Annotated in this window: 24 protein-coding genes and 2 riboswitches; of the genes, 13 read left to right on the top strand and 11 right to left on the bottom strand. The window is 37.2% G+C overall.

Going from position 1 to position 25,531, the window contains the following annotated elements; translation table 11 throughout:
• Window positions 1-76: 76 nt before the first annotated feature.
• The 4 genes from MKY13_RS01300 to MKY13_RS01285 are packed head-to-tail and all read right to left on the bottom strand — an operon-like array spanning window position 77 to window position 5,380.
• Window positions 77-1,285, bottom strand: a complete 1,209-nt coding sequence (locus MKY13_RS01300) for a type II secretion system F family protein (RefSeq protein ID WP_339214832.1) — start codon at window positions 1,283-1,285, stop codon at window positions 77-79.
• Entirely contained in the window at window positions 1,282-2,325 is a 1,044-nt protein-coding gene (locus MKY13_RS01295) for a type IV pilus twitching motility protein PilT (protein WP_339214830.1), read from the bottom strand. Before MKY13_RS01295 ends, MKY13_RS01300 begins: the two co-directional genes overlap by 4 nt.
• A gap of 14 nt (window positions 2,326-2,339) precedes the next feature.
• Window positions 2,340-4,004, bottom strand: a complete 1,665-nt coding sequence (locus MKY13_RS01290) for an ATPase, T2SS/T4P/T4SS family (RefSeq protein ID WP_339214828.1) — start codon at window positions 4,002-4,004, stop codon at window positions 2,340-2,342.
• Window positions 4,005-4,021: 17 nt separating this feature from the next.
• Window positions 4,022-5,380 carry a VanW family protein gene (locus tag MKY13_RS01285; RefSeq protein WP_339214826.1) on the bottom strand — a complete coding sequence of 453 codons (1,359 nt, stop codon included), beginning with the start codon at window positions 5,378-5,380 and terminating at the stop codon, window positions 4,022-4,024.
• Window positions 5,381-5,764: 384 nt separating this feature from the next.
• On the opposite strand from MKY13_RS01285, the gene MKY13_RS01280 reads away from it, so the two are divergent.
• Genes MKY13_RS01280 through MKY13_RS01270 form a run of 3 tightly spaced genes read left to right on the top strand, consistent with a single transcriptional unit; the run spans window position 5,765 to window position 9,029 of the window.
• Window positions 5,765-6,178, top strand: coding sequence for a prepilin-type N-terminal cleavage/methylation domain-containing protein (locus MKY13_RS01280; protein WP_339214824.1), 414 nt, complete (start codon window positions 5,765-5,767; stop codon window positions 6,176-6,178).
• Window positions 6,162-6,746, top strand: a complete 585-nt coding sequence (locus MKY13_RS01275) for a prepilin-type N-terminal cleavage/methylation domain-containing protein (protein WP_339214823.1) — start codon at window positions 6,162-6,164, stop codon at window positions 6,744-6,746. The genes MKY13_RS01280 and MKY13_RS01275 overlap by 17 nt, the downstream gene beginning before the upstream one ends.
• A 12-nt stretch (window positions 6,747-6,758) precedes the next feature.
• Entirely contained in the window at window positions 6,759-9,029 is a 2,271-nt protein-coding gene (locus tag MKY13_RS01270; RefSeq protein WP_339214821.1) for a hypothetical protein, read from the top strand.
• Window positions 9,030-9,304: 275 nt separating this feature from the next.
• Here the strand turns inward: MKY13_RS01270 and MKY13_RS01265 are convergent, their stop codons facing one another.
• The 4 genes from MKY13_RS01265 to MKY13_RS01250 form a co-directional block, all read right to left on the bottom strand.
• Window positions 9,305-10,600, bottom strand: a complete 1,296-nt coding sequence (locus MKY13_RS01265) for a nucleobase:cation symporter-2 family protein (RefSeq protein WP_339214818.1) — start codon at window positions 10,598-10,600, stop codon at window positions 9,305-9,307.
• A 74-nt stretch (window positions 10,601-10,674) separates the two neighbouring features.
• Window positions 10,675-11,247 (bottom strand): xanthine phosphoribosyltransferase, encoded by a 573-nt coding sequence (locus MKY13_RS01260; protein WP_191701313.1) that lies wholly within the window; start codon window positions 11,245-11,247, stop codon window positions 10,675-10,677.
• Window positions 11,248-11,381: 134 nt separating this feature from the next.
• A riboswitch (purine riboswitch) is annotated at window positions 11,382-11,483 on the bottom strand.
• Between the two features lie 122 nt (window positions 11,484-11,605).
• On the bottom strand, window positions 11,606-12,337 hold the full coding sequence (locus MKY13_RS01255) for an RNA 2'-phosphotransferase (RefSeq protein ID WP_339214816.1): 732 nt from the start codon (window positions 12,335-12,337) through the stop codon (window positions 11,606-11,608).
• A gap of 276 nt (window positions 12,338-12,613) precedes the next feature.
• Complete coding sequence (locus MKY13_RS01250) at window positions 12,614-14,071, bottom strand: amino acid permease (RefSeq protein ID WP_339214814.1); 1,458 nt, start codon at window positions 14,069-14,071, stop codon at window positions 12,614-12,616.
• Window positions 14,072-14,165: 94 nt separating this feature from the next.
• A riboswitch (Lysine riboswitch) is annotated at window positions 14,166-14,346 on the bottom strand.
• Window positions 14,347-14,493: 147 nt separating this feature from the next.
• Between MKY13_RS01250 and MKY13_RS01245 the strand changes: the two genes are divergently transcribed.
• Both MKY13_RS01245 and MKY13_RS01240 read left to right on the top strand, forming a co-directional pair.
• On the top strand, window positions 14,494-15,693 hold the full coding sequence (locus tag MKY13_RS01245; protein ID WP_339214812.1) for an MFS transporter: 1,200 nt from the start codon (window positions 14,494-14,496) through the stop codon (window positions 15,691-15,693).
• Between the two features lie 62 nt (window positions 15,694-15,755).
• The gene (locus MKY13_RS01240) at window positions 15,756-16,310 is read left to right on the top strand and encodes a restriction endonuclease (protein ID WP_339214810.1); all 555 of its coding nucleotides are present in this window, start codon (window positions 15,756-15,758) and stop codon (window positions 16,308-16,310) included.
• Between the two features lie 61 nt (window positions 16,311-16,371).
• Here MKY13_RS01240 and MKY13_RS01235 read toward each other — a convergent pair whose 3' ends face one another.
• The 3 genes from MKY13_RS01235 to MKY13_RS01225 form a co-directional block, all read right to left on the bottom strand.
• Window positions 16,372-17,427 (bottom strand): nitric oxide synthase oxygenase, encoded by a 1,056-nt coding sequence (locus tag MKY13_RS01235; protein ID WP_339214808.1) that lies wholly within the window; start codon window positions 17,425-17,427, stop codon window positions 16,372-16,374.
• Window positions 17,428-17,582: 155 nt separating this feature from the next.
• On the bottom strand, window positions 17,583-18,782 hold the full coding sequence (locus MKY13_RS01230; RefSeq protein WP_339214806.1) for an RtcB family protein: 1,200 nt from the start codon (window positions 18,780-18,782) through the stop codon (window positions 17,583-17,585).
• Window positions 18,779-19,042 (bottom strand): hypothetical protein, encoded by a 264-nt coding sequence (locus MKY13_RS01225; protein WP_339214804.1) that lies wholly within the window; start codon window positions 19,040-19,042, stop codon window positions 18,779-18,781. Before MKY13_RS01225 ends, MKY13_RS01230 begins: the two co-directional genes overlap by 4 nt.
• A gap of 313 nt (window positions 19,043-19,355) precedes the next feature.
• On the opposite strand from MKY13_RS01225, the gene MKY13_RS01220 reads away from it, so the two are divergent.
• From MKY13_RS01220 to MKY13_RS01185, 8 genes are all read left to right on the top strand, one after another.
• The gene (locus MKY13_RS01220) at window positions 19,356-19,613 is read left to right on the top strand and encodes a LysR family transcriptional regulator (RefSeq protein WP_339214802.1); all 258 of its coding nucleotides are present in this window, start codon (window positions 19,356-19,358) and stop codon (window positions 19,611-19,613) included.
• A 184-nt stretch (window positions 19,614-19,797) separates the two neighbouring features.
• Window positions 19,798-21,123: an LLM class flavin-dependent oxidoreductase gene (locus MKY13_RS01215; RefSeq protein ID WP_339214801.1), complete on the top strand. Its 1,326-nt coding sequence runs from the start codon at window positions 19,798-19,800 to the stop codon at window positions 21,121-21,123.
• An 18-nt stretch (window positions 21,124-21,141) separates the two neighbouring features.
• Window positions 21,142-21,894: an amino acid ABC transporter ATP-binding protein gene (locus tag MKY13_RS01210; protein ID WP_339214799.1), complete on the top strand. Its 753-nt coding sequence runs from the start codon at window positions 21,142-21,144 to the stop codon at window positions 21,892-21,894.
• Between the two features lie 12 nt (window positions 21,895-21,906).
• The gene (locus MKY13_RS01205) at window positions 21,907-22,908 is read left to right on the top strand and encodes an LLM class flavin-dependent oxidoreductase (protein ID WP_339214797.1); all 1,002 of its coding nucleotides are present in this window, start codon (window positions 21,907-21,909) and stop codon (window positions 22,906-22,908) included.
• Window positions 22,909-22,924: 16 nt separating this feature from the next.
• Entirely contained in the window at window positions 22,925-23,188 is a 264-nt protein-coding gene (locus MKY13_RS01200) for a glutaredoxin family protein (protein WP_339214795.1), read from the top strand.
• On the top strand, window positions 23,188-23,997 hold the full coding sequence (locus MKY13_RS01195; RefSeq protein ID WP_339214793.1) for a transporter substrate-binding domain-containing protein: 810 nt from the start codon (window positions 23,188-23,190) through the stop codon (window positions 23,995-23,997). The genes MKY13_RS01200 and MKY13_RS01195 overlap by 1 nt, the downstream gene beginning before the upstream one ends.
• A 17-nt stretch (window positions 23,998-24,014) precedes the next feature.
• Window positions 24,015-24,713, top strand: a complete 699-nt coding sequence (locus tag MKY13_RS01190) for an amino acid ABC transporter permease (protein ID WP_339214791.1) — start codon at window positions 24,015-24,017, stop codon at window positions 24,711-24,713.
• A 10-nt stretch (window positions 24,714-24,723) separates the two neighbouring features.
• Window positions 24,724-25,428 carry an amino acid ABC transporter permease gene (locus tag MKY13_RS01185; RefSeq protein ID WP_339214789.1) on the top strand — a complete coding sequence of 235 codons (705 nt, stop codon included), beginning with the start codon at window positions 24,724-24,726 and terminating at the stop codon, window positions 25,426-25,428.
• The last annotated feature ends 103 nt before the right edge of the window (window positions 25,429-25,531 follow it).

Raw genomic sequence — 25,531 nt, 5'->3', positions numbered from 1 at the left:
ATTATATATTTTGTTTATTTTTGCACTGACGCTTTGTCTCCGCTTAGATGCCCCCTTGCAAAACGTCTATTTCCTTTTACATATTTTCGTAAAGACTAAACATCGGTAAGAAAATTGCTGCTACGATAATACCAACTGCACCCGCTAATACGACAATCATTAAAGGTTCAATAAGAGACTTCAATGTATCTACCGTTCTCTCAACCTCCTCTTCATAAAAGTCTGCAATTTTCTCAAGCATATAATCAAGTGAGCCTGTGGACTCTCCAATTCTCGTCATGCTCGTCACCATCGGCGGGAATATCCAGCTTTTTTCAAAGGGTTCTGTTAATGTACTTCCTTTTTCAAGGCTTGCTCGTGCATCTAATACTACTTTTCCTACAACCGGATTACCGGAAACTTTTTGGGAAATTGTTAATGCCTGTAAAATAGGTACCGCACTACTAAATAATGAAGATAAATTACGTGTTAATCTAGCTATTGCTGTTTTTTGTAAGAGTGGTCCGAATATTGGCATCTTTAGTAGCATATAATGTACAGTGTAATGAAATTGCTCATTTTTCCTGTATAGGTGTTGGAAGACAACCACACCTATGACAACAGCACCAATTGGTAACCACCAATATTGTCTTAACCATTCTCCTAACGCTACTGTTAATACAGTTAGCATAGGAAGCTCTGCATCCATCGACTCAAACGATTCGACAAATGTAGGTACAATAAAAATCAACATGAAAAATACGACAACAACGATTAATACTAATAACATTGCAGGGTAAGTTAATGTAGACTGTACTTTTTTAATTAACCGAAACGACTTTTCATATGAATTTGCTAATCGTTCTAATGTGTCATCGATATTCCCCGTCGCTTCACCTGATTTCATCATATTGACGAATAGCTCAGGAAAAACTTTTGGATGCTTTTGAACTGCATCCGAAAAAGGGATACCTGCACGTACATCTTCTTCGACCTTCTCCAAAGCTTTTTTCAAAGGCTTACTTGTCGCTTGCTTTGCCAAAATGTTCGTTGCCTCAACAAGTGAAACACCTGCACGGATTAATGTCGCAAACTGACGGCAGTAAATTACAAAATCCTGCGTTTTAATTTTTCCGCTTCCAAGGTTAATATCCATGTGCAATAAACTTTTCGACTCTTCTATTTCACGAGGATTAATCCCCTTTTCTCGAAGCTTCGTAATTGCTATTGCCTTATTTGCCGCGTCAATCGTTCCTTTTTGTGTGACTCCCATCTTTGTTCGCCCTACATATTTAAATACGGTCAACTGTAATCACCTACATTCAAGTAAGGACGTACTTCTTCCAACGAAACTTTACCGGAAGAAACCAGTGCCTGTATTGATGTTTCCAATGTATGCATTCCTAGTGCTCGGCTTGTTTGCATGACACTTGGTATTTGATGTATTTTTTCATTTCGGATTAAGTTCGTTACAGCCGGAACACTGACTAAAATTTCAGTTGCTGCAACACGTCCTTCTTTATCTTTACGAATGAACAACCGCTGAGAAATAATACCCTGTAATACATTCGCTAATTGGATACGAATTTGCCCTTGCTGATGTGGTGGGAAAACATCGATAATTCGGTCAATTGTTGTCGGTGCACTTGATGTATGGAGCGTGCCGAACACTAAATGCCCTGTTTCCGCTGCAGTAATTGCTGTGGAAATTGTCTCTAAATCTCGCATCTCACCGACTAGGATAATATCCGGATCTTGGCGAAGTGATGCACGCAATCCGTTTGCAAAAGAACCTGTATCAACACCGATTTCACGTTGATTAACGATCGATTTTTTATGCGAATGTAAATACTCAATTGGATCTTCAAGTGTAATAATGTGCTTAGATTTTGTTTCATTAATATAATCAATCATCGCCGCTAATGTAGTAGACTTCCCTGAACCTGTTGGACCTGTTACTAAAATAAGTCCTTGGGGTTTTTCCGCTAAGTCATACAATACTTTTGGCATATTTAATGACTCGATTGTTGGGATTTTACTCGAAATTAAACGGGCGGCAATCGCTCCTGCGTTTCGTTGGTGAAACGTATTTACACGGAAACGACACGAACCTTCCAAAGAATAGTTAAAGTCTGTTTCGCCCTTCTCCTCAAATTCTGCCACTTTATAGTCTGGCAATATATCTCGTACCATTTCTGTAACCATTTCTTCAGTAACGATATTATCACCATATTGCTTCAATTGACCATTTACACGGTATACAGGAGGGATACCAATTGTTACATGTAAATCAGATGCTTTTTCGTCATATGCATGCTGCAATAAGTCTTGAATTTTCAGTGCCATCTTGCATCCCCTCCTTACTCAATCGTTGCAACACGTAATACTTCTTCAGTAGTCGTGACACCATTTATAACTTTCAACAGACCATCTTGCAATAATGTATAGTAGCCTGCTGTTTTCATATAATCTCCAATTTCATATCCGCTTGCACGATTTAAAATTAAATCCTTTAGCTCCCGATCAATCGGTAATAACTCATGAATGGCAAGTCGTCCACGGTAACCGGTATTTCCGCAAGCCGAACAGCCGCGACCTTTTCGCACCTTTTCAATGCTGAATCCATTATTTGCGAAGATTTCTTTTTCCCTACTCGTAGGCTCAACTTCGGTACTACAATCTCGACAAATTTGACGTACAAGCCGCTGCGCTAAAATTCCCACAAGAGAAGATGAAATCAAGAATGGCTCGATGCCCATATCCTGCAATCGGGAAACCGATTCGATTGCACTATTTGTATGCAATGTACTTAATACAAGGTGACCTGTCAGTGAGGCACGAATCGAAATCTGTGCTGTTTCTAAGTCTCGAATTTCCCCAATCATAATGATGTCCGGGTCTTGACGTAGAATCGAACGTAAACCAGCTGCAAATGTTAACCCGACTTCTTCCTTCACCTGAATTTGATTTACACCGTTTAGCTGATACTCGACCGGATCTTCAACTGTAATGATATTAACTTCCTCATCATTTAGATTCGAAAGTGCTGCATATAATGTAGATGATTTACCCGAACCGGTTGGACCTGTTATTAGTACAATTCCATTTGGTTGTTCAATCATCTTTTTAAACAATGCTTCATTTTTTTCAGTAAAACCTAAGTGTGCAATATCTGTTGCAGCATTGCTTACATCCAAAATACGCATAACGATTTTTTCGCCGTATACAGTCGGCAATGTAGAAAGTCGAATATCAATACTTTTAAACTCGATATTAACTTTAATTCGGCCATCTTGTGGAATACGGTTTTCCGTAATATTCAATCCACCTATAATTTTTACACGAGCCGTCATCATATTTTGCATATGTTTTGGGAGTGATCGTTCCGTCCTTAACACACCATCGACACGGTAGCGCACTTTAAATTCCGTTTCCTGTGGATCAAAGTGAATATCCGATGCACGTTGAGCTACTCCATTGGCAATAATCTGATTGACTAAACGAACAATCGGCGAATCTTCATCAGTAATCTCTTGCTGGACCTCAGTTGTATTTGCTGCCATTTCGGATAATGCTGCGTCCATCGAAGCCTGCAAATCATAGTATTTTGTGATTGTTCGGTATAAATCGTCTTTTGCTGCAATACTCGTTTCGATTTGACAGCCTGTCGCCATCCGAACTTCTTCAATCGCAAAATAATCCATTGGGTCAGACATCGCTATTAATAGCTTATTTCTATCGCGACGTACTGGCATAATATTGGCACGTTTTGCTAGCTCTCTCGGTACAAGCTGTAATAGTTCTGGATCTATCGCATACTTATTCAATGTAATATGAGGAATTCCTAACTGGAACTCTAGTACCTCAATTAACTGTTGTTCGGTAAGAACATTTTCCTTAATTAGAAAGTCTCCCAGCTTTTCATCACGGCTTTTATTTTGTAACGCGTAATTCAGCTGATGATCATTAATTACCCCAGCTTCTACCAATAAGTCCCCTAAACGTTTTCTCGCATTTGCCTTCATGCTGATTTCCTCCTGTTCTACGGAGTTATTAAATTTCCACCTTTATCGTAATAGCTGCCTGGTGGTAGATTATCTTCTGACCCATCTTGATTTTGTGATTCACTACTTGATTCATTGAAATTTGTGTTTTGTGGATTATTAATAGGTGGATTTCCTCCACTACCAACTTCATCCGGGAAGCCGTCACCATCTAAATCGATTGAATCATTTGGCTCGTTATTCACATCAACCGCTGAACCTTGTAATTCTGGTTGCTGAAACGATTTAACAATGACACGGTTTACCGGTGGATAATAATCACGGCTCACAAGTTGCTGCTCCCCAAATACTGTTCGATAAACCGAAACACGCAATCCCCCTACACCTTCTTGCAATTGCTCTGTTTGTCCAATTGCCAAGTCCTCCGAGTAGCGCGTAATCGTACGTGGTTGAATTTCCTCATCATTCGACACGGATACAGAAACCTCAGTTTCTTTAGCAGGTGTATATACTTCTGTCTGCAGCTTCCCTTCATCCATTGAAAGCTTTAAGACAACTGGTTTGGTTGATGTATTAATAAACTTTAAATCCTCATTAGCAAAAGCATCCACTTTAGCTTCTAAACCAGGTTTTAAATATGTAGGAATTTCATTTTGTGAATGACGTTCCAGGATTTCTCCATTAATATTGAGAGCCGCGTTATAAATAGTTGATGCGATAAAATTAATTGCCTCTCGGTTCGCTAAATTAATAGTTTCCCCTACCTTTTCTAGCATTGAAAATTGTATTTGCGAATCAATTACCGTGTCGTTCAATGCATCGACAAGTTCATTAATACCCATTGCAGATTCTGGCACAGTTTCGACTGAAAGCGATATCCTATCTGTTTCAAGTATTGATAAATCATTTACAACAGCTTCAACTTCGTCTGTTTTTAAATAAGAAGCATTCAATTCTACTCTTTCATAAGTAGAATCTGTATCCCATGTCGATATATTGCTAATTTCATTTTTAACAATTTCACTTGGAAGGATATTTAATGGTAGGTGAACAGTAGTCTCATCTGCCCAAATTGCATACCATGGTTTGCGGTAATTATCCTCAAAGCTATTAACTGTACTTTCAATATCAAATTGGAACGTGGAAGAGCTAACTTCAATGGAAGTCCCTCCATCTGAAACAATTAAATTTTGGGTATACCAATCATTTACCGCAATCTTTAATGCACCTTTTAATTCCTCACCCTTCAAACCATCCACATTCATTCCACCAATAGTAGAACCTCCTGAATTATCAGTTGTGGGTGTATTAGAACTTGCTATAAAATGTGGAACCCAAAAAGCTAGCAGTGTTGCTATTAACATTAAAAGTGCAATTGACCTAAAGACTATTTTCATATATTCACCCCACTAAATTCCTTTTATATCATACTTCTATAAATTTGAATTATTTCTAAACTATTAATTATTCTCTCTATAATAAATAAAATTTAGGTTATACTAAGTCCAAGTAACTAATTACCCGGCTAATTGTAACCGAAAATATTTAAGTTTTACCATATTTAAACTTTATGTTATTATCTATCATAATACACAATAGATTACTTTTTGACTATATAATTTATAATATTACAAAAAAATTTTTATTTTTAATCTATATTACCCACCAACATTCGATAAAATCGGGGATATTTCGCTATATTTCTACATTTTTCGTGAAACACATTCTATTTTTGGTGGTAATATGTAATATAATGGAAAAATTTATAAGGAGGGATTAATTTGAATGTCCTACAAAAAGAAAACGGTTTTTCTTTAATAGAGGTAGTAGCATCTATTGTAATTATTACTATAATTCTTCTTACTTTTTCTCAGTTATTCATTCAATCAAATAAAACAGCTGCATATAACAATGAAAAACTCGTATTAATTAATCTTGCAGACGGACAGCTTGAACGAATACAAGCCCTTTCTTTCAGCAACATTACTGAATTAAGAGGATATATTTCATCAACGAACAACATACCTATTCAGCTCAATAATAAGGAATATATGGTAAAAATTGAAGAAACAAATTATAAAGTTAACGGTAACCAAAAACAAAGTTTTAGTGATTATAATTTAGTTCATCTCTCAGTATCTGTATCAATAAATAATTCGAAAAGTGTGGCGGAAGGTTATGTCAAAATTAAGTAATAATAAAGGTATGACACTAGTAGAACTACTAGTCGTCTTAGTTCTTTCATCAGTTATTATAATTGCTACAACTAGTTTAATAATTTCTGCTTCAAAAAATAATAATCGAATAATTCAAGAAACTAAAATTAGAGATGAAGCGGATTACTTAATGAGCTTAATCATGAGAGAGTTTTATACAATTAAAAAAAGCAATATCGTAGAGGATATGGAAAAAGATCCACTTAAATCCTATATAAAATACACAGTAGATTATGATAACAAATTTGAAGGGACTCCTAACACATGTGATCCAGCAGGTATAACCCCCCGTAAGTGTATAGTATTGTCAGGTTTTATAAGGGAGGGTAACCAAGTTTTAATGTACATTAAAGGGAAATCAGTCAATACAATGGATCCTTCTCTAAAAATCACAGAGAACTCTGCTATTAATATACCAACAGTATCTGGAACACTAAAAAATAGTTCTCCCTCATATCAAATCAAGCTAGAACTAGAAAATACCAGAAAAGAAACAGCTAACAATAAAATATCCTTTGAAAACGAAATTACAATTATTAATAATTAGGAGGAAAAAACGATGCAAATTAATAATGAAAAAGGTTATACATTATTGTTTACTTTTGCTGCTATTATTATATTTTCTATTCTAGGTCTATCACTATTCCTTTTAACATCTAATGGCCTTTCTCGAAATGAGGTCAGACAAAATACATCTCAGTCTTATGATTTAGCAGAAAAAGGAGTTAATTACTTCAGCGAAATGCTTAATGCAGAATTAGATAGAAAAACAGAAGAAATAAAGAAAATCACTAACTCAAATACAAAGATAAATACAGTAAAAAATCAGTTTAATACTTTTGCCAATACTTATGCTTGTAAAGGTTTAAATTCAATTGATTCACCTAGCACAAATTATCCAGTTGATAAATTCAAAATAATTACAAGTGATCTTGGTACAACAAAAATATGTATCTCAAAAATCGAAGCAGGTCCTTCTAATGAATATTCACGTTTAATAACTTTTAAGAGCATAGGTATAGTAAAAGGAATGACAAAAGAAACCGTTTTAAATGCACAATCAGAAGTAGGTTACAGTTATGTACCTGAATCTTTAAATTATGCCGTATCAACGAATGATGGCGGAAATTTATATATGTTTGGTGGTATACAAGTTGAAGGAAATATTAAAGCCTCTAAAGATATTTATGTTTCCAATAAAGCATTTTGGTCCAGTACGAATAACCCTAAATGGGTTCAGTCGGTCTTACCTCGTGTAAAATCTGTTGATAATTTTACACAACCTAAAGTATTTTCCCGAAATATTTACCGTATTTCTGATACGTCTTCAAATCCGTTAACGCCTAGTTCTGCAATCACTAAGGATAATCCATCTATACCAAAAACTAAAATTATAGATAATAACATTCATACAGCTTTCCATAATCTTACTGATGAGCCAACACCTTTTTTAGCTGGACCTAAAGAAGATGGTTCTATTATAAATGTTTCGAACATTGTTAGTACAATTTCTAGCGTCCCAAATAATGGTAAATATAAAAATATACAAATAAAAAAACATAATGGTGATTTTATTGGTGCAACAAAGACCAATAAAGATTCCTTCACAAGTAAACATACAACGCCCTCCAATAATGCAACCTATGTTTCAGGGAAAATGAGCGTTGGTCGGTATGCTTTAAGTGGAAATTATAGCAATGATACGAGTAAATATTATGACTTTGAATTAAACGGAAACTATTATGTAGAAAAGGACTTGGTTATTAGTGGAGCTAAACTTAAAGGAAATGCAGTTATTTATGTTAAAGGCTCAGTTGATATTGAATTCAGCACAATAAATGCCGGTAAAAATGAAAAGAATAATACTATTTTCATTTTTGCAGAAAAACCAATTGAAATTCATAATATATCTGTAAATTCTTCACCTGGCATTGAGAGTAATCCTGAATCAACAGGAGATGGAAGTGTTATTAATGGCTTTTTCTATACAAATAGCAACTTTTTAATGTATGGAGTTGGTTCGAATACACGTATAACAGGTGGAATATCTGCTAAACATACCACATTTACAGCTTTACGCGGACATGGTGTGGATGAGTTAAGGAAAAATCGTTCCGATAATACACCGCCAACTGATTCTTCGTGTATAGGGAATCAATGCTCATGTGAAAAAAATAGTGAAGAAGATCGAGAAGGGTCTTATCTAAATCAATTTGAGATGCTAGATAAAACTGCATTAAATGAAAAATTAGACGAGTTAAAATTAGAAAGAAGTGGTAGGTCGCCAACTTATGATGAAACTAATTTAAATAATTTAATTTCACTTCTTAATAACCCCTATGGTGGTAAGTCTAGAAGTGCTTCTAACACCGATATCCAAAAAAATAGGTGGGTGAAAAAATATTTTATACTCTTCTTTCCCTATTGGGAACTCGAGACTATTAACATTGGCCATGTAACAAGAAAAGATACTATAAAGGAAATCTCATTTAATACAAGTTCGCTTTTAAAAACTGTATCACAAATTAGAAATGCTAATTCATCTAATAAAGATTTAAATATTTATTTAAGTCTGATTCAAATCATTTACGGTAACGGAGTTGAAGATTCTAAAGACCAATGCCTAACAGACCGTGAACAAAATGATAAGGGTAACCCAAACAACAATCAAAATAGTTCTAACGTTGGTGGCTATAATTACACTTCTAGGCTAACCATTATATACGATAATGAATTAATTAAGCGGTATACCGAGACAAACGCAATAGAAGTAGATAATGCAGAAATAACTGTAATTCCAACCAATATAAAAGATTTAACAATTCAGTAGTTCAATATTAGATAATCAAACGCCTAATTACTCAGTGTGACTAGGCGTTTTACAATAAGATTTGAATATGCCGTCCTGAAAATAAAAATAATGGAGCTCATATACGAAGCTATATCTTTGATTAACAAGGTAGCTAGAGAATATTTTTTATGTAAAGCTACTAACTTATAATTTCTACGCAAAAAAATCACCCACCTTAACTAAATAAATAGTCAAAGTAGGCGACAACGTTCTAATTCTAATGAGAATGTGGGGTACTCATCAAAACCATTTATTTAATTTACTTCCCCTACATGCATCGGATCCCGACGCTTCGGCCCAATCATATTAAACAACACATTCAAGAAGATCGCCGTAACCGACCCCGCAACAATCCCGTTCGATGTCAAGATCGACATCCAAGAAGGCAAGTTCTCAAAAATTCCTGGTACTGTAGCAACACCAATCCCTAAACCAACTCCAAGTGCTGCGACCATTGCGTTTTCCATTGACTTTTGGATTTCCGGTGCAAGCATTTTCACACCTTGTGTAATTACCATACCGAACATCGCCAACATCGCGGCACCAAGTACTGGTGTCGGGATGATTGTTGTTAATGCCGCAAGTTTTGGAAGGAAACCAAGTGCTACAAGCATACCGCCTGTAATGTAAATGACTTTGCGGTCGCGTACGCCTGACATTTGGATTAGTCCTACGTTTTGTGAGAATGTTGTGTACGGGAAGGCATTGAAAATACCACCGATAATCGATGCTAGGCCTTCTGCACGGTACCCTTTTGATAAATCTTTTGAAGTTAAATCTTTTTTAGTAATATCACTTAAAGCATAGTACACACCTGTTGATTCTACTAATGACACCATTGCTACTAATGTCATTGTTAAAATAGCAGAAGCATTGAATGTCGGTGTTGCTAAGTAAAATGGCTGCATAATGTGTAACCAAGAAGCATCGGCAACTGGTGCGAAATCGACTTTGCCCATGAAAATACCGATAATTGTTCCTGACACCATTCCTAGTAAAATCGCAATGGCACGAACGAAACCAACTGTGAATCTATAAATCACTAAAATGATTAGTAACGTAATAAATGCTAAGGCTACGTTTGAACCTGAGGCAAAGTCAGCTGCCCCTTGTCCGCCACCCATATTATTAATCGCTACCGGGATTAAGCTGATTCCGATAATCGTTACAACTGAACCTGTTACAACTGGCGGGAAAAACGGAATTAATTTACCGAAAAGACCACCGATTAATACGATGATAATACCTGAGGCGATAATCGCTCCGTATACATCCCCTAAGCCGCCGCCTGAACCAATTGCGATAATTGGACTTACTGCTGTAAATGTACATCCAAGTACAACGGGTAATCCAATTCCGATAACCTTCCCTTTCCAAACTTGCAGAAGTGTTGCCACACCGCACATGAAAATATCGATTGCTACTAAATATGTCATTTGTGCCGGACTGAAACCTAATGCCCCACCGATAATTAACGGTACTAAAATTGCTCCTGCATACATAGCCAGCAGATGCTGAATACCAAGCATCGTTGCTTTTGTGTTATTCATAAAAAGTTTTCCTCCAATTATAGATGCACTCTTAATATGTTAATTACATGATTTGAACTGTAGTATTTTAATGCTTAATCGTAGAATTCTACTTTGCCATTTGCCAGCGACTTAATATTTGCTAAAGATTCAATGCGTAATCCTTGTTCACGTAATGCTTTACCACCCTGTTGGAAGCCTTTTTCGATTACAATACCTGCACCAATAATTGTTGCTCCTGCTTGATTTACAATATCAATTAACCCTTTTAGCGCTTCGCCATTTGCTAAAAAATCGTCAATAATAACGACATTGTCATCAGCTGTTATGAACTTCTGTGATACCGAGATTTCGTTTGTCTCGTTTTTTGTAAAAGAATGTACTTTTGATGTGTACAAATTATCCGTTAACGTAAGTGATTTACGTTTACGAGCAAATACTACCGGAGCACCAAGCGTTAAACCTAAAAATGTCGCTGGAGCAATTCCTGATGATTCAATTGTTAGTACTTTCGTGATGATTTGATCAGAATAACGTTTGGCAAATTCATCACCAATTTCTTTCATTAAAAACGGGTCAATTTGGTGGTTTAGAAATGAATCTACTTTAAGTACTACGTCTGAAAGAACTTCGCCTTCTTTTTCAATTTTTTCTTTTAAAAGTTTCATATACAATTCCCCCTCTATTTTTGGATAAAAAAAATCGGCAGACCTGCTCCCTACAATGAGTGGAGCAAGACTTCCGAATACAGTTCAAAAGTAATAACAAATGAGGTGCACAAATAAAATATTGGACGGGTCATTCGTTAACATGCTTCACTCATAGTCGATTCATTTACGGTAAATCGGTAGAAACTTGCAAGCCTTATCCTTGCGATTATATGAGTAAAGTTATTAAGTTTAATATTGAATGTCCCAATTATAATCATGTAAATCTTATATTGCAATAATCTCATAAAAGTAAAACTATTCTTATTTTTCGGAAATTTGAACAAAAAAGCGATAATATCGAAGTGAATGTTCGGCTTTAGGCTTTTACCAATAAATTCTTAGCTAAATTTCCTTTAAATTGTTCGAAATTTTTCCCCTTAGACCCAAAATAGCTCATACTACGAGTGACAAAAACGAGGGCCTTCTTTCCGTTCCCATAAGTCACTTCAGCAATTGCACCCATTTCCTCCAGAACTTGCACCTTCATCTCATCTTCATTGAAAATAACAATATTGTCTGCATATAGCGTTTTAAATTGATTGAACGTAGCTGACCCTTGCAAAATAATGATTTCCGGCTGAAACTCTTCTATTACTTCTTTGAAAACTGTTTGCCCGCGTTCAAAATTAGCGGCATCTTCTTTTTTTGTACTTTTTGCATGATCCATAGATTCTATTTGATACGTATTTAAAGAAGTATAAATAAGCGATTCGTTATATTGCTTTTTTAGCCATGCCTCAAATTGTAAAGAACCTTTAAATTCACGAGGGGCTCCCTTTATTTCACTCAAATAAAGCTCTTTTAAAAGTTCTCTATTTAATAATGACTCTGCAAAAGTCTGCTCACTTCTATCTTCTACTTTAAAAAAGGGTACGGCATTTGTGCTGACTAGGAAAATTCGTGATTTGTAGGGATTTCCATTTGTTAAAAACGGACGAAATGCTACAGTTTTTCCATCTTCGCCCATTAACCATTGATGCATTTTCTTATATAAACCTGTTGAGATAGGCATTCCTAACACTTCCTTATAAGTATAGAGATTTTTCATTTCTTCTATAATACCATTCCTTCCTTTTAAAGTATAAAAGGAAGGCTAAAGGGCATTTCATAATTGAGAGCAAAGTTATTTTATTCACTACATTTGTGATAATAGACACTCAAATACATATATTCGCCCCCTTCATGGTTATTTTAGACACTTGGCTTTACTTAATAGACACTCTCCTTTAGATATTAGCCACTTTGCAAGACTTAATGTCCCAATTCAGTTTCACTCCACAAAAAAAACGCAATGAAAGCTGATGCTCACATTACGTTTTAATTACTATTTATTTGATAAGTCACAGTCCATTAAAGGGACAATTTTTGTTTTATGTTTTACTTTATAGAAAATCCATAATGAAGCAAATAACGGTAAGCCGATATATGAAACGACTACTCCGTACCAGTCAATTGTCCCGCCCATAAAGGCCATATAGTTTTGACCAAGTACGACAATCATACATAGGGCAAACGCAAATAGCGGACCGAATGGGAAGAATTTCGATACATACGGTAAATCGCTCAATGACTTCCCTTGTGCGACATATGCACGACGGAAGCGGTAATGACTGATTGCAATACCGAGCCAAGCGATAAAGCCGGACATCCCTGAAGCGTTTAATAACCAAATATATACGACACCATCGCCAAAGAATGAAGCTAAAAATGCGAGCGATCCTACTGCCAATGTAGCAAGAAGTGCATACATTGGAATGCCGCGCGTCGTTACTTTCATAAACAGTTTCGGTGCTTTTCCGTCTACTGCTAATTGATAAAGCATACGACTTGCTGCATAAAGACCTGAGTTCCCTGCAGAAAGCATTGCTGTTAAAATAATCGCATTCATAACAGATGCTGCAAATGCGACACCTAAGTTTTCAAATACTAATGTAAATGGGCTTGTTGCAATATCTTCTGATAAAAGGCGTGAATCTGTATACGGAATAAGTAGTCCGATTGCACCGATCGCGAAAATGTAAAACAGCAAAATACGCCAGAATACTGAACGTACAGCTTTTGGAATGTTTTTGCCTGGATCATCTGTTTCCCCAGCTGTTACCCCTAGCATTTCCGTCCCTTGGAATGAGAAACCAGCTGCCAGGAAAATACCGAATAGTGCAAGGAAACCGCCATTAAACGGAGCATCTCCTGCAAAGAAATTCGTGAAGCCGACCGGATCATTCCCGCCTAAAATGCCGAAAATCATTAAAAAGCTGACAATGATAAATACAATAACTGTTGCGACTTTAATCATCGCAAACCAATATTCTGCTTCACCAAACGCTTTTACAGATAATAAGTTAAATGTTAATACGACCGCGATAAATAAAAGCGTCCATACAAGTGACGAGCTGTCCGGAAACCAGTATTTCATAATTAATGAAACAGCCGCAATTTCCGCTGCAATTGTAATTGCCCAGTTGTACCAATAGTTCCAACCAAGCGCAAATCCTAATGCTGGGTCTACAAATTTCGTTGCATACGTACTAAACGAACCGGATGTCGGCATATAAGCTGCCATTTCACCTAATGACGTCATTAGGAAATACACCATAACCCCGATTAATGCATATGCGAGCAATGCCCCGCCAGGACCTGCCTGTGCAATGGCACCACCTGATGCTAAAAATAGCCCTGTACCAATCGTTCCGCCTAACGAAATCATTGTAACATGGCGGCTTTTTAATCCTCTTTTTAACTCGTTTTTATTACCGAGCTGATCTATTTTAATTTCACTCACGATTATAAAACTCCCTTTTTGTTTTGTTTGGTGAAGTGTAAAAAGAAAAACCACCACAAGTTTTTGTGATGGTTATAATTACACCTCATCAAACTTGAAAGATAGCTCAACACATGCTTACACATGTGACAGTTCTGTTCCTTATCGGAGACAGCCCCAGCGTTATATTTAAGAAGAAAAATAACACTTCGGCAATCATTCCTTTCATAAAGCTTCACAGATTCTTCTCAATCTCCGCTATACTAATTTTAATGATTGCGACCTCTACCCCATACATTTACATGAGGTAATTACTTTAATTGAAATAATGATTATTAGTCTAACATAATATTTTTTTGATAGCAACGCGTTACTATTTTTCTGTTTTTTAAGATTATTCTAACTATTTAATTGGCGTTGTTGCAGGAAAAGGAGCCTTATTGATGAATGAACAAAAAATAAACCAAAATAGCAAAAAAATACTATCGAATAAACCACTTCTCTTTTTTATGGTAGCTGTATTCCTATTCGCTACTACTTTACGTACACCGATTACTGTAGTAGGTCCTATTATTTCCTTTATCCGGGATGGCCTCGGCATTTCAAACGTGTTGGCAGGATTTTTAACAACTATTCCATTAGTCGCGTTTGCTATTGTTTCACCATTTGCACCGCGCATCGCACGTAAATGGGGAATGGAATGGACTTTATTTTATTCAGTTATTTTACTTTGTACCGGAGTCTTACTACGTTCAGTAGGTGAAACAGCACTTCTAATTGGAGGAACAATTCTTATAGGGATTGCCATCGCTTTTGGGAATGTTCTTATTCCGAGTTACTTCAAATGGAAATTCCCGCTGCATATCGGCTTGTTAACTGGGGTGTATTCCGTATCGATGAATATTTCTTCCGGACTTGCTGCCGGCTTTAGTTTTCCGATTGCCACAAATGCAGGCTGGCAAATAGCTTTAGGCTTTTCGATTGTTTTAGGTGTTCTGACATTAGCTATATGGATACCGATTTTGCGAACGCCTAAAGTGGACTTGCATATGTCCGCATCACAGACAATGAAAACCCAAATGTGGAAATCACCGCTCGCCTGGGCTGTTGCAGGCGCAATGGGCTTCCAGTCATTCTTATTCTACTGCTCCTCTGCATGGTTGCCGGAAATTTTTATAAGCCAAGGTTTGGATGCTACCGCGGCTGGTTGGATGGTGTCTGTTATGCAATTTGCGCAAATTCCGATGACGTTTGTTATTCCAATTATCGCAGGGAAGCTCATTTCACAGCGTCCGATCGTCATTTTCTTTACGATTTGTTATTTAATTGGCTTTACGGGTGTTTTGATGGAATGGACAAGCCTCGCGATATTATGGATGATCTTTTTAGGTTTTGCAGGCGGTGCTTCATTCGGTTTAGTATTGATGCTGTTTTCACTGCGTACAGAAACTGCATACGATGCAGCGGAGCTCTCCGGCTTTGCGCAATCAATCGGCTATTTAGTTGCAGCAGTCGGACCTGTTCTATTCGGTTATGTACATGATTTGACGAATAGTTGGTTCATGCCGCTACTGTTATTTATTTTAATTTCAGTTTTATTATTCTTTGCTTCATTTATAAGCGCAAAGAATCAAACAGTCTAACCAAACATACGTACCCTTTTATGCTATAATAAAAGTGAGTAAATAAAAGGAGTACTGAACTATTGCGTAAAAAACGAAAACGAAATAAAAAACGGCTGCCGATTATACCGTTATTTTTCATTGCATTAGCTGCTGCAGTTGGTTTTAATGTAACCAAAACTTTAGAAGGTATGGGTATAGGAATTATCACTTATTTTGTACTCTATATTGGTTTTATAATTTGGCTGAAAACACGAAAAATAAGAAAGTTACGGAAGTCCGGTATTCGGGAAGTCGACCAAATGAGCGGTGAAGATTTTGAAAAATTTTTAGGTGAACTATTTAAACGCCGCGGCTTTAAAGTGCGCTATACCGCAACGAGTGGTGATTACGGGGCGGATCTCATTTTGAAGGATGGGAAAGACATCATTGCTGTGCAGGCAAAACGCTATTCCAGTACGGTCGGTGTAAAGGCTGTCCAGGAGATTATCGGTGCGGTGAAAATGTATGAGGCAACAGAAGCATGGGTTGTAACGAACAGCCATTTTACCCGGCAGGCCGAAAAACTTGCAGATATTAATGATGTTTATTTAATCGATCGTGATGAATTAATTCAAATCATCTTAAATAAAAGATAAAAGGGTTTTGTTCAGAGTTAATTTGATTTTGAACATAACCCTTTTTTGTGGTGCCTCCCCGTTAATATGGTTGCAATTGATAAAAGTAATTTGGCTTTTTGATTGTATTAGCAATCGGCTCGTGATAAATGTCCGTTGTTGCCGGTGATAATGGTGGGATAAGCCATACCCAGTTTCCTGTTACATCACGGCCGTTTGTTTTTTCTTGCTGGCTGAAAAGTTGAAACTGCTGTGCTGCTGTATGGTGATCAACTATACTCACTCCGGCATTTTTATAAGAATGAAGTACCGCGACATTTAATTCCACGAGTGCACGGTCTTTCCAAAGAGTAGCATTTAGTGATGTATCCAACCCCATTGCCTCAGTAATTTTTGGCAGGAAATTATATCGGTACTTATCGGCCAAATTGCGAGCACCGATTTCTGTCCCCATATACCAGCCATTGAACGGTGCAGCTTGGTAGTCTTCTCCTGCAATGTTAAAACGCATGCTTGAAATGATTGGGACTGCATACCACTGCATGTTTAATTTTGAAAAATCATAGTCGGGATGCGTAATGGGCACTTCAAGCACGATCTCTTTAGGCAAATCATAGTAAATCGGCTCACGGTTATCTACTTGAAGGACAAGCGGCAATACATCATAATTTGCCCGCGTACCTTGCCATCCAAGACCTTCGCAGATTTTCGTGAATTCTACAGACGTGGAATCCCCAATAATCCCTTCCTCTGTTTCATACCCTGCATAGCGAATGAGCTGATGATTCCAAATCCGTACACGGTTCGGGTCAAATAAAGTAATGGCTGGCCGAATTTTGCCGTTGTTTGTGGCAAATACAATATGGTTCACAAGTGCTTCGTATATTTCATCCTCATTTAGCAATTGACGCTGATCAAAAACGGTTAAGCTATTCCAAAATAGCCGACCGATACATTTATTGCTGTTGCGCCATGCAACTCGCGCACCATAAGTAAGTTCCTCGGTAGTTAAAACAAACGCCGGATGCTTTGCTTCTTCTATACGTAACTTCAGCCAGTCATCCGATTGCTTCGTTTCTTGTTTATATAAAGTGAGAAATTCAATTCTTTCTTGTAATTCCTTCGTTGTCGTTATCATCGTTTCATCTCCCTATTCCTTCATTTTGGCGCTTAAAATCAGGAAACTCAACGAAACAACAGCTGATTAAAACATGTATTTTTCATACATGACTAAAAGTGTTCATAAACAGAGGAAATAAAAAGATATGCACATTTTTATGCATACCTTGTCTCTTACTTCTTCCATTTGTCGCTCGCCTTGAAATTATAAACGGGGGTCACATGCTTTTGAATTGATACGGTTTCACCGATTTGCTCCACGATTTCCTGCATTGGTTTGTATGCCATTGGTGCTTCATCCAATGTTTCCTCACTGACAGAGGTTGTCCAAATACCTTTCATCGTTTCCTTGAAATTATCCATTGATAGATTTTTCATCGCCGCTGTTCTTGAATAAATACGACCTGCTCCATGTGGGGCGGATTCATTCCAATCAGCATTGCCTTTACCGATACAAATTAACGAACCATCTCGCATATTCATTGGGATGACAAGCTTTTCATCCTTTGCAGCACGCACAGCCCCTTTACGCAAAATCATTGCATCGGTATCTATATAATTGTGTACAGAATCAAACTGCTCTGCAAACTCCCACTTCATATGATTAGCAATCGTTTTTGCAATTTGAATACGGTTTTCGTGTGCAAAACGCTGTGCCAATTTCATGTCGGCAATGTAATCATCGAATTGATCCCCAACCAAATAAGCTAAATCTTTTGGGACAAAGGGGTTTTCCTTCTTATACGCCTCTATCATTTTTTGAATTTCTTTTTCCTGTCCTACTTCTTTTAAAGCTTTAATTTTTTCTGTTAAATCTTCACGCTGTAACGATTCAAATGCGCGCTTTTGATGCCATTTTGCTACTTTCGCCCCGACATAACGAGAACCTGTGTGAATTAGTAAATAATAGATACCTTCATCATCTTTTGCCAGCTCAATAAAGTGATTGCCACCGCCTAATGTGCCAAGGGATCGGTTCGTATAGTCATTTTGTAAGCCGCGTGCGGTAAAATTTTCGTTTGCAAAAAGCTCGTGACTTTCTGGCGTATCATCATGAATTTCATTGCCACTTGGAACGAAACGTCTAATCGTTGCATCGAGCTTGTTAAAGTCCACTGCTCCTGAACCAATTTCAGAAACAAGTACACCACATCCAACATCTACCCCGACCAAATTCGGTACAACATGTTCCTTCAGCTGTATCGTTGTACCGATCACACAACCTTTACCTGCATGATAATCAGGCATAATGCGTACTTTCGTTCCTTCCATAAACGATTGATTGACAAGCTCATTAATTTGTAGGATCGCTGTTTCCTGTGGTGTATTCGTATATATTTTTGCGTTCGTAAATTTCCCGGTCACTTCGATCAATTCTGTTCACGCCTTTCCTTTTTTAACATCAGTAGAGCAAATAATATAAGTGTAAGTAGCATATAAATTCCGATTAACATGAGCGGTGACCTCTGTACAATGAAACCGAATGCGACTTCAGATTGTAATACGAAATCATCCGGCGCAAATTGAGGCCGATATAAAAAAGTTTGAATGATACCAAAAATCAGTTGAGCTAGCGTATAAAGAATAAATAGAAGAAGCGCACCTAGTGATGCGAACATAAATTTACGTTTCAAGACCTCACCCCCTTTTTATGAAACAATTGGTAGTATTTACGTGCTGAGAGAGGAATAAGTTTCGTTAAACTTTAATGGCAAGGAAAATTTTACCTGTTTATTTTATTCGAAGTAATTGAGCGATATTAGAAGGTTCGGATCACATTTTAGCAGTTCTAGCACTGATATTAGAAAGTTCCAGAGGGTTTTTAGCAACTATGAAGCATATATTAGAAAGCATAGCTGATCCCAGCATAAAGTTTGGAATACTCAATTATACCCTTGCCAATAAACCCACTATTCTTATAGACTTTATAAAAAGGGGCGGGTAAATTTGAATATTGATCATATTGAGTCTTTTATATACGTAGTGGAGTACAAAAGTGTCCATAAAGCTGCGAATGTATTGTTTCTTTCACAACCTACTATTTCAGCACGTATCAAATCACTTGAAGAAAGTCTAAATGTGAAATTGTTTATTCGTTCTGGACGTAGTTTAAGCTTATCAAAAGAAGGAAAGCACTTTTTACCTTATGCCCGAGAAATTGTTTCACTTTACCGTAAAAGCCAAATTGAAATTCAGAAGCTTTAACTTTTAAACATCATTTCTTAAATGGTGTTTTTTTATTGGCCTCAAAATCCCTCCATCCCTCTGTATGTTCCTATTTACTGATAGGATTTTTCTATCAGTACCCCCTTGTATTAATTGTCTGAATAATGTTACGATTCATTCATCAAATACAAGTAATTCAATAGGAATTAAAGGAGATGGCGTCATGGTGAAGAAACAAGTACATTTCGGTGCAATGATACATGGTGTAGGAGGCCATATTTCAAGCTGGCGGCATCCTGAAGTAAATCCAAAGCAAAGTGTTGACCTACAATTTTATACTCAACAAGCTCAAATTGCAGAAAAAGGAAAGTTTGATGTTGTCTTTATTGCAGATGGGCTATTCATAAATGATAAATCAATTCCACATTTCTTAAATCGTTTTGAACCGGTAACTATTTTATCGGCGCTTGCTGCAGTTACAAATCATGTTGGTTTAGTTGGAACAATTTCAACGTCTTATAGTGAACCTTTCAATGTAGCCCGACAGCTTGCATCACTTGATTTAATTAGTAATGGTCGTGCTGGCTGGAATGTAGTTACTACCCCACTTGAAAGTACGGCATTAAATTTCAATAAAAAAATTGAAGATCATCCATCACATCCTGAGCGCTATGAGATTGCCAAAGAATATTTGGATGTTGTAAAAGGGCTCTGGGATTCTTGGGAAGATGATGCTTTTATTGCAGATATTGAGAAGGATTTGTTTTTCGATAAAGATAAACTTCATGTGCTTGATTATAAAGGAAAATACTTCAACGTTCGTGGTCCATTAAATATTCAGCGTTCAATCCAAGGTCAACCTGTTATTTTCCAAGCAGGTTCATCTCCTGCAGGAATTGAGCTTGCAGCACGTGATGCCGATGCAGTATTTTCAGCGCCAAAATCACTTGAAGAAAGTCAGCAATTCAAACAAAAACTATTAGAAGCTTCTTTAAAGGCAGAGCGTACTTCGGAGCTGAAACTGTTCCCGGGCATCTCCCCGATTATTGGAGATACTGCCATAGAGGCGGAAAAGCGTTATTGGGAAGTTGCCGAGCTTGTATCCGATGAAAAAGCACTTGCCTATTTAGGTCGCTATTTTGATCATCACGACTTCAGTAAATATGATATTGATGCCCCGTTCCCTGAACTTGGTGACCTAGGACGAAACAGTTTCCAGGCGTTTACGGATCGCATTAAGCAATACGCAAAAGAAGAACAACTAACATTGCGTGAAGTCGCGCTTCGTGAGGCAACACCGCGCTCGAATTTCATTGGTACACCTGAGCATATTGCAGATGAGATCATTCGCTGGATTGATGCAGATGCAGCAGATGGCTTTATTATTACAACGGTTGCACCACATACATTGGAGGATTTTGTGGAAAAAGTTGTACCTATTCTTCAGGAAAAAGGTTATTACCGTGAAGACTATCCTGCTTCGACTTTACGTGAGAACTTAGGGTTACCAATTAAAGAAAACCGTTATTCGAAGCAGCTTATTAAATAACTAAGGAGGAGCCACCAAATGATCAAGCTAGAAAATATTCATAAAAGCTTTGGCAAAATGGACGTTTTAAAAGGGATTGACCTTGAAGTAAACAAAGGGGATATTATTTCAATTCTAGGTCCAAGTGGCTCAGGAAAAACAACGTTACTTCGCTGTATCAACTTTTTAGAAAAAGCAAATGAAGGAACAATCGTCATTGATAATTTATCTCTCAATGTAAAAACTGCATCGAAAAAGGACATTATTGCATTGCGAAAAAAGACAGCGATGGTTTTCCAGAGCTACAACTTATTTCAGCATAAAACGGTTTTGCAAAATATAACGGAAGGCTTGCTTGTTGTTCAAAAGAAGCCTGTGAAGGAAGCAAAAGAAATCGCACTGGAATTATTAAAAAAAGTAGGTCTTGAACATAAAGCCGATGCTTATCCAAGCGAATTATCAGGGGGGCAACAACAGCGTGTCGGTATTGCGAGAGCATTGGCGTTAAATCCTGAAGTTATATTATTCGATGAGCCGACATCTGCGTTAGATCCAGAGTTAGTCGGTGAAGTTTTAGATGTGATTCGAAAAATTTCAAAATCCGGTATTACGATGATTATCGTGACGCATGAAATGAATTTTGCTCGTGAAGTATCAAATCGCATTGTGTTTATGGATGGTGGGGTCGTTTTAGAAGAAGCAGAACCACACATTATTTTTAATACACCAAAGCATGATCGGACAAAACAATTTTTAAAACGGTTAACGCCAGAGCTTACATTTGATATTTAAGGAGAGAAAAAAATGGGTTATCAACTATCTATTTTAGATCAGGCTCCTGTTATAGAAGACGCTTCAAACGCGCTAACCCTTCAACGAACAGTAGAGCTTGCTCAGCTTGCAGAACAGCTTGGGTATAAACGATTTTGGGTTTCTGAACATCATCATTCACATGAAGTGGCGAGTTCCTCTCCAGAAGTGCTCGTCAGCTATATTCTTGCTAAAACAAATAAAATTCGGGTAGGTTCTGGTGGTGTAATGCTTTCCCACTATAGCCCTTATAAAGTGGCCGAGAACTTTCAAGTTTTAACGAACTTGGCGGGAGATCGCGTGGACCTCGGTGTTGGGAAAGCACCAGGTGGACTTCCTTTAGCTACGGCAGCTTTACAATATGGCGTATCTGAAGCAAGTAACGATTTCAATGAACGTCTACGCTTACTAAAAGGCTTTATTGAAAACAACCTTCCTGAGAATGATCCTTTTGCAAAGCTGGAAGTAACACCAACTAGTGAAGTCGCGCCAGAGATCATTTTACTAGGCGGTAGTGTTTCAAGTGCCGAGTACGCTGGTCGATTAGGCTTCACATACGTATTTGCGCAATTTATTAATAGCGATAAACAAGTGCTCATTAACGCAATTGCCGCCTATAAAGAGCATGCTCCAAACGGGAAATTCGGCGTCGCATTTGCTGTTATTGCAGCGAAGGATGAGGCAACTGCATACGCTTATGCAGAAGGTCACGAAATTTATAAAGTTCATTTAGCAAGTGGCCGTACACTCACACTTCATACAAAAGAAGCTGCAGAAGAATTCGGACAGCAATCCGGGGAATCGTATGAGGTCAAACGGTATGAAGCAAATATTTTAAGTGGTACACCCGAACAAATTAAAGAAACACTCGATCAATATTATGCATTAGGTGTAACGGAATTCATTTTCCATACACCGATTAAAAATCACGAAGCCCGTCGCACATCTTATGAGCTACTTAGTCCAAAACATTTGCTTGCGGCAGTAACGGTATAAACAGGAGGAAAAAGAAATGACACAAGTAATTGTTTGGTCTAAAGATGGTTGTTCTTATTGTGATGAAGTAAAAACGTATTTACAGCAAAAGCAAATTGACTATCGCGTAGTCGATGTAACAAATAATGATTCCTACCGCGATATTTTAGATATTAAATATGGAATTCGCTATGTACCGGTTGTTGAAATCGGTCAGGATAATTCATATGTAGGGGTTACAGAGCTTGGAATTGAGCATTTAGAAAAAGCATTAAAAGCATATGAAGAGGTGAAAGCATAATGAAAAAACGATTACTATCAGCCATTTTATTGGCCGGAGCATTACTATCAGCATGTGGCAGTGATTCGGATGTGGCTTCAACGAATGCAAATAACAATGATGATGCGAAGAAGGTTGTTATTGGTACTGGGTCTCAGTTTATTAATATTTGTTTTTATGATGAGGATGGCAATTTAACAGGATATGATATCGAGTTATTAAAGGAAATCGATCAGCGCCTGCCACAATATGAATTTGATTTTGAAGTAATGGATTTCTCGAATTTACTCCTTAGTTTAGAGACGAAGAAAATTGATGTAATCGCACATAATATGGCCAAAAACCCTGAGCGTGAGGAAAAGTTCCTATTCAATTCACAGCCCTATAATGCAGTACCTACTCATGTCGTTGTTAATGAAAAAAATACTGACATTCAATCAATTGATGATTTAAATGGGAAAACAGTTGGTCTTGCACCAACAAGTAATGCGGCACTCTTTGTTGAAGATTACGTAGAGAAAAATAACATGGATACTAAGCTAACGTATATTACTTCAACTCCGGATATATTAAATCAATTAAAAACAGATCGTATTCAGGCAATTTTCCAGTTCCCATTCTCAGTGGAAATCTTTAACCGTGAATCGGATGCACAATTAAAATTAGTTGGTGAGCCGTTAATTTTCTCGGAAATCTTCTTCATGCTAAATAAGCAAGATGAACAATTAGCTGCAGATATCGATGAAGTATTAGTCGAGTTGATTGACGATGGAACTGTTAAGGAATTAAGTGAAAAATGGCTTGGTGCTGATTTCTCAGTGGAACTATAAAAAGGAGGTAATGATGAATGTCGGACTTTTTCGATATCGGCTATGTATTTGAAGCCATTCCAAAACTGCTAAGCTTTTTACACATAACAATCGAAATATTAGTGCTATCGATTTTCTTTGGGCTTATTCTGGGCATCATCATTGCCGTTCCACGCCTTTATAAAATCCCTGTTCTTAAACAAATCGCTACACTTTATATTTCATTTATTCGTGGAACACCAATTTTAATTCAACTATTTTTAATCTTTTATGGATTACCAGTTCTCGTCGGCATGATTGGAATTGATATTACACGAATGGATGCTTTCATCTTTGTCGTTATTACATACACACTCAGCAATGCAGCGGCTTTTGCAGAAATATTCCGGGCAGCAATTCAATCCGTTGATTATGGGCAAGCGGAGGCGGCTCAATCCATTGGAATGACAGGTTGGCAAACTTTCTCGCGTATTGTGTTTCCTCAAGCATTACGCGTCGCTTTCCCGAATATCGCGAGTACTTCTATTAGCTCGTTAAAAGATACGTCCCTCGCCTTTTCAATCGGCGTTATGGATATGATGGGACGAGGCGATACACTCATTACAGCTACGATGAATGCACTCGAAGTATATGTAGCACTCGCTATTATTTATTATGTTATTGTGTTGCTGCTTGAGTATGGCTATAAATTTATTGAACGTTATTTAAATCGCTATCTTGTAAAAGAGGCTATATAGGGGGAATACGATGCAGCTGGATTTCAATTTTATTATGTATGCGCTAAAAGAATTGAGCAAAGTCATTCCTTTTACGTTATTTTTAGCCTTCACCCCGATCATTTTAGGGTTTGTAATTGGCCTAATCGTTGCCTTTATTCGAATGAGTGATTTAAAAATTTTAAAAGCATGTGCAAACTTTTATGTCTCCTTTTACCGTGGGACTCCAGTGATTATGCATATTTTCATTATTTATTTCGGATTTACAAATTTGGCCCAGGAAGTGCTCAACATTTCCCTAAATGGCATCCCTCTCTATGTTTTCGTTCTAATCGCACTCACTTTAAACGCAGGTGCCTTTTTATCGGAAATTATTCGTAGCGGTATTTTAAGTGTTTCAAAAGGTCAGGTTGAAGCGGCCCAATCGATTGGCATGACGATGAGCCAAGTATTTAGACGCATCATTTTCCCGCAAGCGCTTGTTGCGGCGATTCCTAATTTAACGAATATTAGCACTGCCTTTTTACATGCCACATCGATTGCTTTTTTAATTTCCGTGACTGAAATCACAGGTACAGCCAATATTATTGCAGCGAGTAATTTGAAATTTTTAGAAGCTTTTATCGCGGCCGCGGTTATTTATTGGGTGATTTCCATTTTAATTGAAATTGTTTCTGCAAGAATAGAGAAGAAAGTGACAAAACATATTCGAAGTGGCGTTATACACAATACATGAAATGAAGCGTTCCTATTTTGGGCGCTTTTTTTATTTAGAAGAAATTCAGCGATATTAGAAGTTGCAGAGAATTTTTTAGAAGTTGGAGCGCCTATATTAGCAG

Origin of the sequence: Solibacillus sp. FSL W8-0372 (genome assembly GCF_037969735.1) — a bacterium.
Taxonomy (GTDB): Bacteria; Bacillota; Bacilli; order Bacillales_A; family Planococcaceae; genus Solibacillus; species Solibacillus faecavium.
The sequence above is the reverse complement of the archived record's forward strand: the minus strand, read 5'-3'. Positions and strand labels throughout refer to the sequence as shown.